Source organism: Marinobacter sp. B-21, from assembly GCF_056857895.1.
On sequence record NZ_JBSXNZ010000034.1, the window covers coordinates 23,029 to 29,306 of the forward strand.

The 6,278-nt window shown below is 49.8% G+C and carries 6 protein-coding genes; 3 read left to right on the forward strand and 3 right to left on the reverse strand.

What is annotated here, in order from left to right; all coding sequences use genetic code 11:
* Positions 1–19: 19 nt before the first annotated feature.
* Positions 20–655: a hypothetical protein gene (locus tag AC13C0_RS01415; protein WP_341580973.1), complete on the reverse strand. Its 636-nt coding sequence runs from the start codon at positions 653–655 to the stop codon at positions 20–22.
* Between AC13C0_RS01415 and AC13C0_RS01420 the strand changes: the two genes are divergently transcribed.
* A complete protein-coding gene (locus AC13C0_RS01420; protein WP_341580972.1) occupies positions 654–845 on the forward strand; it encodes a hypothetical protein in 192 nt (63 codons plus the stop codon). The two genes, AC13C0_RS01415 and AC13C0_RS01420, sit on opposite strands and share 2 nt — an antisense overlap.
* A gap of 67 nt (positions 846–912) precedes the next feature.
* On the opposite strand, the gene AC13C0_RS01425 is transcribed toward AC13C0_RS01420, so the two are convergent.
* On the reverse strand, positions 913–2,607 hold the full coding sequence (locus AC13C0_RS01425) for a Tn7-like element transposition protein TnsE (RefSeq protein WP_341580971.1): 1,695 nt from the start codon (positions 2,605–2,607) through the stop codon (positions 913–915).
* On the reverse strand, positions 2,492–4,033 hold the full coding sequence (locus AC13C0_RS01430; protein WP_482953823.1) for a TnsD family Tn7-like transposition protein: 1,542 nt from the start codon (positions 4,031–4,033) through the stop codon (positions 2,492–2,494). The genes AC13C0_RS01425 and AC13C0_RS01430 overlap by 116 nt, the downstream gene beginning before the upstream one ends.
* A gap of 212 nt (positions 4,034–4,245) precedes the next feature.
* On the opposite strand from AC13C0_RS01430, the gene AC13C0_RS01435 reads away from it, so the two are divergent.
* Positions 4,246–5,061 carry a glycosyltransferase gene (locus AC13C0_RS01435; protein WP_341580969.1) on the forward strand — a complete coding sequence of 272 codons (816 nt, stop codon included), beginning with the start codon at positions 4,246–4,248 and terminating at the stop codon, positions 5,059–5,061.
* Positions 5,054–6,157 (forward strand): glycosyltransferase family A protein, encoded by a 1,104-nt coding sequence (locus AC13C0_RS01440; protein WP_482953824.1) that lies wholly within the window; start codon positions 5,054–5,056, stop codon positions 6,155–6,157. The genes AC13C0_RS01435 and AC13C0_RS01440 overlap by 8 nt, the downstream gene beginning before the upstream one ends.
* Positions 6,158–6,278 lie beyond the last annotated feature (121 nt).

Consider the following 6,278-nt stretch of genomic DNA (forward strand, 5'->3'; position numbering starts at 1 on the left):
CGTTGTTTAGCGTCCAATGTCACAGATCTCTAACAAGCATAAGTACCGGCTCCGGCTCAAAACCCCTGATCAACCAGTCCCGAGGAGAATAGCACTCCTCATCATTTTCAAGATCAATGCTTTTCATCAGCATGAACCGTGAGAAAACTAACGGACTGACGGACTCTTCAACTACTGACAGCAGGCTATGCAGGTTCGGTATACGGCCTAACTCATAAAATTGCCACTTTGGAAAAAGCCATTGGCCGTTGTCTGCCAGTTTGAAAGCATACAAATCACGAGCCCTGCCACTCGTACAAGCTTTGGTGGCTTCCGGAGAAATCCGAAGCCGTTCTGCAACGACTTCAAGTTCATAGGATTGCTCTACTAGTTCTCGGCACTCATGTAAGTGCTTTAGAGCCATCAAATGCTTCTCAGCTTTCGTGGCATTTGTATTTCCGTCCAATCCAAGGGCGCCCCCGGATCGCAAAACTGCCTTCTCAGTTGGTGATAGTCCTTGAGATTCCGCCTGCTCCGATGGCATCAAATTGTCTGGTATCGGAAGGCCTGCTTCATTCAATAAAATTCGAATGAGTGCAGCAGGGACCCCAAGACGCACCATCAGTTGCACATCATCGGTACCAATCTGAGTATCGTTCGGAGTGCTAATAGTCATGGCAAACCTTGGGGAAACGGCCCGTCGTTGTCATAAGCCTACCACCTTTCATCAGCCCCTGGGCAACGCCATTCCGTACGAAGAGCCCCGAAAATATCGACCCCGCAAAGCCAGCAAGCTGTGCGATACTGATTACCAAGGGCTCGATCCGGCAACGGACTTTCTTGCCCAGTTGGAGGGCCATATATAAGAATTCCGGAGCTCTGAAAAAGGTGCACCGGAATTGGCCGGCTAGAACATGACATCATCTGAATCTGTTAGGAGGCTTTTCTAACCTGTTTAACCAGCGCTTTAATATTACGCTCCAGTATATTCACCCACCTCTCCAGATAATCCTCGGGGCTAACCACCATATTTTTGCCATTTCTCCGGGTTTGGCGGTGAGGGTGCCTGCTATGTTTAGCGACAGCACTCAAGCTTCGGATATGCTCCAAATCCCAATGAACGCCATCGTTCGAGCAACGCCTAAGCAATGATGCAACTCCATCAGCTGCATTTTTGGAGAAGATCACAACCAGTGTGCTCAGCGTGTGCTCTTTCTGAATACTTTCTGTGTCTACCTCAATAATAACGACGGGGATTGACTGATATCTGATTAAAGAAACACAAGCCTGAATTGGCTGTCCCGTTGCTGTCCGTGTGGCTGTCAAATTACCACCCTTTGGCCACGGCAAACGTATCGCTGAAATTTTCTCGAAGCTGAAGTTCTCGCAGTCGCCTAACCGACGAACAACCTCATCGAAAATCGAGAATCTTTCCGTCAGCTCAACCTCAGCAAGCTCCTCCACCGTGAGATCTTCACTCTCTTCGGGTCGGTTAATCCCGTAGTCCAGTTCTTGGCCACTTCCTCGTTCGGTCGCATGCCCCGGACTGGTGGTTTCGGTCGCGGGAGTCGATTCAGGATCCACTATGGGTTTTACCGCGTACCGCGTTTTATTTACCTGTATCCCGACCTTCAGATTATCGTTGAACGAACAGGAAAATCCTGACTCCGACACTTGGTCCAACCGCTTGCCAAGCAACGGTTCAACACTCAGATCCAATTGGGCATCGTCATCACGACGAGGAACGGTCGGCCTCTTTCCATTTGCCGGATCTTTGGCCAAAAGCTCGTTGAGTTTCGGATGATCGAAGACGATCTGTTTGGGGTGGTAGAAAACAGGGTTATGGAAGTGCGTGATCTCGTCGATGGTGAATATGTTACTGGAATCACCTGTCCCGTAATAACCAGACCCTGCTATATGCCAACCTGTTAGACGGGGTGGCTTGAAGCGGAAATTCCACTCCTCGCTATTCGAATTCATCCAGAAATTGAGGATTGATCCAAAACTCTGCCGAGCATCGTTATCCAGAACCACCCATGACAGATGGGTCAAGGCTGCATGCGTTCGCAGATTCGAGGGCGGGTAGTCCACCATCGCAGGAAATTTAATAATGGTCGCATCATTGGTTTCAGACACCTGGGCCAAGCCAGCAAGGCCATTGTGCCGAAACGCTGTTCGGGCTAAATGAAGATTCTGAAGGAACAAACACCTTGCCAACTCCAACTGCCGGACGCGAACGATATCCCCTTTCTTGGTTCTAAACCTAAGCCAATGCACTCCCGAGGACGTCGTTGTCGACTTCGGCTCGCTAACTACGTTTAATCGCACGTCTTTGGCGTTAGGGCGTGGAAATCTTTTCTTGTTTTCGTAAGTGCTCCCTACCGCTAGCATGGGGATCAGCTCTGCCGGGACAGATTGCGGTCCATTCCCTTCAAACCAGACACTTATGAAGGGGCGAGCTTTCATGAAAAACCACTTGCGATGGTGAATTCCATCCACCTTTTTGAGAACACTATCGGAGGGAAATCTCCTTAGAAATGCGCCAGGCTGGGATTGCTTCGGCAAGAATCTTTCGGCCAGCTTCCCGACATTTTCGCTGATCAAGCCCGGCAATTCGTTCAATTTCATAGTTGGGTATGAGCCATTCTTTTTGCAGAACCAAGCGAGTAAATATACTCGCCAGCCGCCGTGCCTGATACTCATCAATCCATTCTGCGTAGCGGATGAAGAATGCTTGGCATAAGGGCAGTTTACTAAGCTTCTTTTCCAAGGTTCTTCGGCTGGCAACTTGTTTGCAGTACCAGCTTTTAGAACGCCTTGGACCCTCCAGAGTTTGCCAGACTGAGCGCTCAATGATTATGAGCTCCCGCACAATAAACCGGTCTCGCTTTGCCCAATCGACTTTTGGCTGTCTTTTAACGCTGATCTTCTTGGGCTTGTGTTCGACGAGCCATTGCGAATCAAAGCGATAAAGCCAGGAGTAGACTCTTGCACCATCCCTATGCCTTCTAACCTCACGTAGTGAACCATAACAGTTCAACAATTCCGCCCAACGTGCACGGTACTGTCTAAAAACCTGGCGGGCGCGTGATGAGTAATAGCCTACTTTCGTTGGGGGCTGTGCTGAAAAATGAACGGCCTCTGTCATTACTTCGTCCAAAGTCGGCGCCATATCATACAAAGCAAGCCAACACGCGAAATGCTGAAGATAGGAAAAGGGGCGACGGTGTTTTCGAAACATTGAGACCAGCCAGTTGTCATCGGCTTCGAGCGAAAGACCTTGTCTGTCCAGCCATTCAACTCCCCAGTAGGTCCGTAAACGGCTGGCAATCTCCCTGTGCAGCACACCTTTACCCCGACAAAGGCCCTGCTCAGAGGCTAGAGCTCGGTAGAATCTGGTCCACTGGTGGTTATTCGGTACTTCAGCCACCTCACCCCGAAACAACTCTTTTACCAGGGAAGATAACAACACACTTTTACCATCTCCCAATGACGAAACTGGAGGAACCGGTCTGCTGATCGCTTGGGTACCCACAAATCGGTGTCGACTGGATGACTGCAAAGGGATGCCCGTATCGACCAGTAAGCATTGATGTTCCGGACAAACGTCGACGCCTGGGCATTGGAAGAGTCGCTGCCAGTAATAATAACCAAACCTTTTGGATTGATTCTGGCAGCATAGGGGACAGACGCGATAATTCGATGGCCAAACAATACTCGAAGAATTCAGGCCTGTTCTGAGCATGCTATGGTTCTTGCCCTCACCGCATAGATCTCGAACAAAGCGATCATAAGATTCGACAGGCACAAAAGGCCGAAAAACCGGAATAAGGGTATGTTGTTCCAACAGATCTTGGGCCGAGATATTCCAGAGGTGACCGACTTTTTCGAGGAGCTGGTTCACATGCCCCTGGAGAACTGACGATGGAACAATCTTCCGAGAACCGAAAAGCTGATTCAAGGCCACCTTATCGTCATTCAGGCCCTGCCTTTGAACAAACCTCGCTATGATGCTACCCAGCAATTCGTCTTCATGGGCGACGGGAAACTGCATCAACATATCCGAGCAACCGAGAACGCATTTGATCAAATACTAGTCTACGGTTTATCTCTCGGCAGATTGGCCTGCCCAACTAACGTTGATACAGTCACTACCAAGTTAGCTAGCGAACCAACGATCCTGTTTGAACGACGTGTAGTCAAAGTGACGGATCACCTTTATGCTCAACACGATTTGAGCATGGCCAAAACTATCTAAATATCCAAATGCTGCCCATCGTCACATTGATCGCAACGACTCCACGGCTAGAGCAGCTGGAGCTTCACGCGCTGCCATCTATCCGAAAACAACTCACCCCCCCGTCTTTGGTGGTGATAGTTTCAGATAGCCGCAGTTTACTCGATTCCGAAAAGCAATCGATTCGAGACCAACTGCCCGGGATCGATGTTCTAGTTTTGGATAACGAGAACAGTCCAGGAGCCGCTGGCTGCTGGAATACAGGTATCAAGGCAATTCTAAAGATCTTCGCTGACTGCTATGTGGCAATCATCGACGATGATGACGATTGGCGGGAAAACCACCTTAAGGTCTGTCTGGACGCCTCAGAGGCTTGCTCCGCGGATGTCGTGATTTCAGGGATCAACCGTGTCATCGATAACCAAGTCGCGGAAACCAACCTGCCATCCAGATTACATCCGGAAGATTTTCTAAGGGGCAATCCCGGCTGGCAGGGATCCAACACTTTTATAAAAGCATCAATGCTTCAACTGGTTGGAGCTTTCACTGATGGGTTGGTCAGCTGCAACGACCGGGATCTTGCCATTCGGGTGCTTTCTCAGCCAATGGCTAATATCCGCTACACAAAAACTGCGACCACATTCTGGAACTGCAACGCTACCCCTCATGCCCTTTCCGCTCCCGGTTCCCTTCAGAAGCTCAGAGGTTGTGCCCAGTTCCTCCAACTCTACGAAAGACGAATGTCGGAGCTCGACCGCATCGCTTTCTTTCATCGGATAGAGGAATTATTCAAGTGGTCAATGCAGGATATAGAGGCAGAGAAACTGAGACTTTCCTTTGAATAAAAAATTCACTCCATCCGCCCCCAAACAATATTCAACCGTCTTGGCCGACAGGAGATTGTGCACTCTTAAAGACTGTTCAAGCCAATACCACAATGCTTCGGTTTTGATCGCCATTGCGCATAGAAACCAGTCAAAAGAGCTCAGAAGAGCTCTATCCAGCGCTCTCAACCAGACGTTGGTCAGGCGAGCAGAGGCGCGGATTGCTATCCTTGATGATCAGTCTGAAGAAGGCTGGGAGTCGGCAGTGGAAGATCTCTTGAACGAATCACCCGTTACGTTGTTAAGCGCAGAGTGTGGCTCTCCAGCCAGAGCACGCAATCAGCTTCTGGACTGGGCGGACAAGCAAGCCGGAATCCAGTGGGTAGCCCGCTTAGATGCAGATGACGAGCTCGCCGAGATCAACAGCCTGGAAACTTTATTCAACGAAGCGAACGGTCACGATACGATTGCCGTGATTGGCAGCAACGCCCTCCGGGTAGGCGAACGAATTCTTCCATGGACGAATCGCGCCAACCCCGATGAGCTTCTCGATCTCACTAATTTGACCGCGTACGTCGAGCGTTTTTCGTCAGGCACACAAGAACGAGAACTCCCTTCCTGCAACCTGATGATGAAAACCAGGCTAGGGTTGCGCTATCCCAACACTCGGAGCGCAGAGGACCACTGGCTTCTTTGCAACTTGCTTATTAAATTCCCAAAGCATGTTCGTACAGTGTCCGACCCACTTTTTTGCATTTATTCTCTTGGTGGAACTGATACCACACAAAATAAACAGGCTGGGGTTTGGCAAAACCAACGCCGGCGGCTTGCCTATTTTTTGCAACGACTGAATCTGTTGAGGAACACGCATACCGAGATCCTCGGTTATGGCATGGAAGGCATTGTCTGGCGAGAGGGAGATCGGATCATAAAGGAATTCTACCCTTGGGCGATGTCTGATTCGGACGTCGAGCGCCTTGAGGGGCTTCTGGCTGGGCCTCCCCCGTCTATTCCGAGAGTTAGCTGGACGAAGCGACAAGATACTTGGCAGTGCAGTACCTCTGGGTCCCAAACGAGAGCAATCGAAACCTATATCCCTAGCCCGAATTATTCATAAAAAAAGGCGAACCTTGCTCAACCCATTGATATAATGGGAGTTACACCAATAACGCTTCGGAAGAAGCTAAACAAGGTTCGCCCATGTCCAATTCTATCCCAACTCAACTGCGCTTTCCTCC

Bases quoted from the DNA above. Each gene is read 5' to 3' on its own strand.
- AC13C0_RS01420 (WP_341580972.1), top strand. From the start codon at position 654: ATGGCAAACCTTGGGGAAACGGCCCGTCGTTGTCATAAGCCTACCACC.
- AC13C0_RS01415 (WP_341580973.1), bottom strand. From the start codon at position 655: ATGACTATTAGCACTCCGAACGATACTCAGATTGGTACCGATGATGTG.
- AC13C0_RS01425 (WP_341580971.1), bottom strand. From the start codon at position 2,607: ATGAAATTGAACGAATTGCCGGGCTTGATCAGCGAAAATGTCGGGAAG.
- AC13C0_RS01430 (WP_482953823.1), bottom strand. From the start codon at position 4,033: ATGCAGTTTCCCGTCGCCCATGAAGACGAATTGCTGGGTAGCATCATA.
- AC13C0_RS01435 (WP_341580969.1), top strand. From the start codon at position 4,246: ATGCTGCCCATCGTCACATTGATCGCAACGACTCCACGGCTAGAGCAG.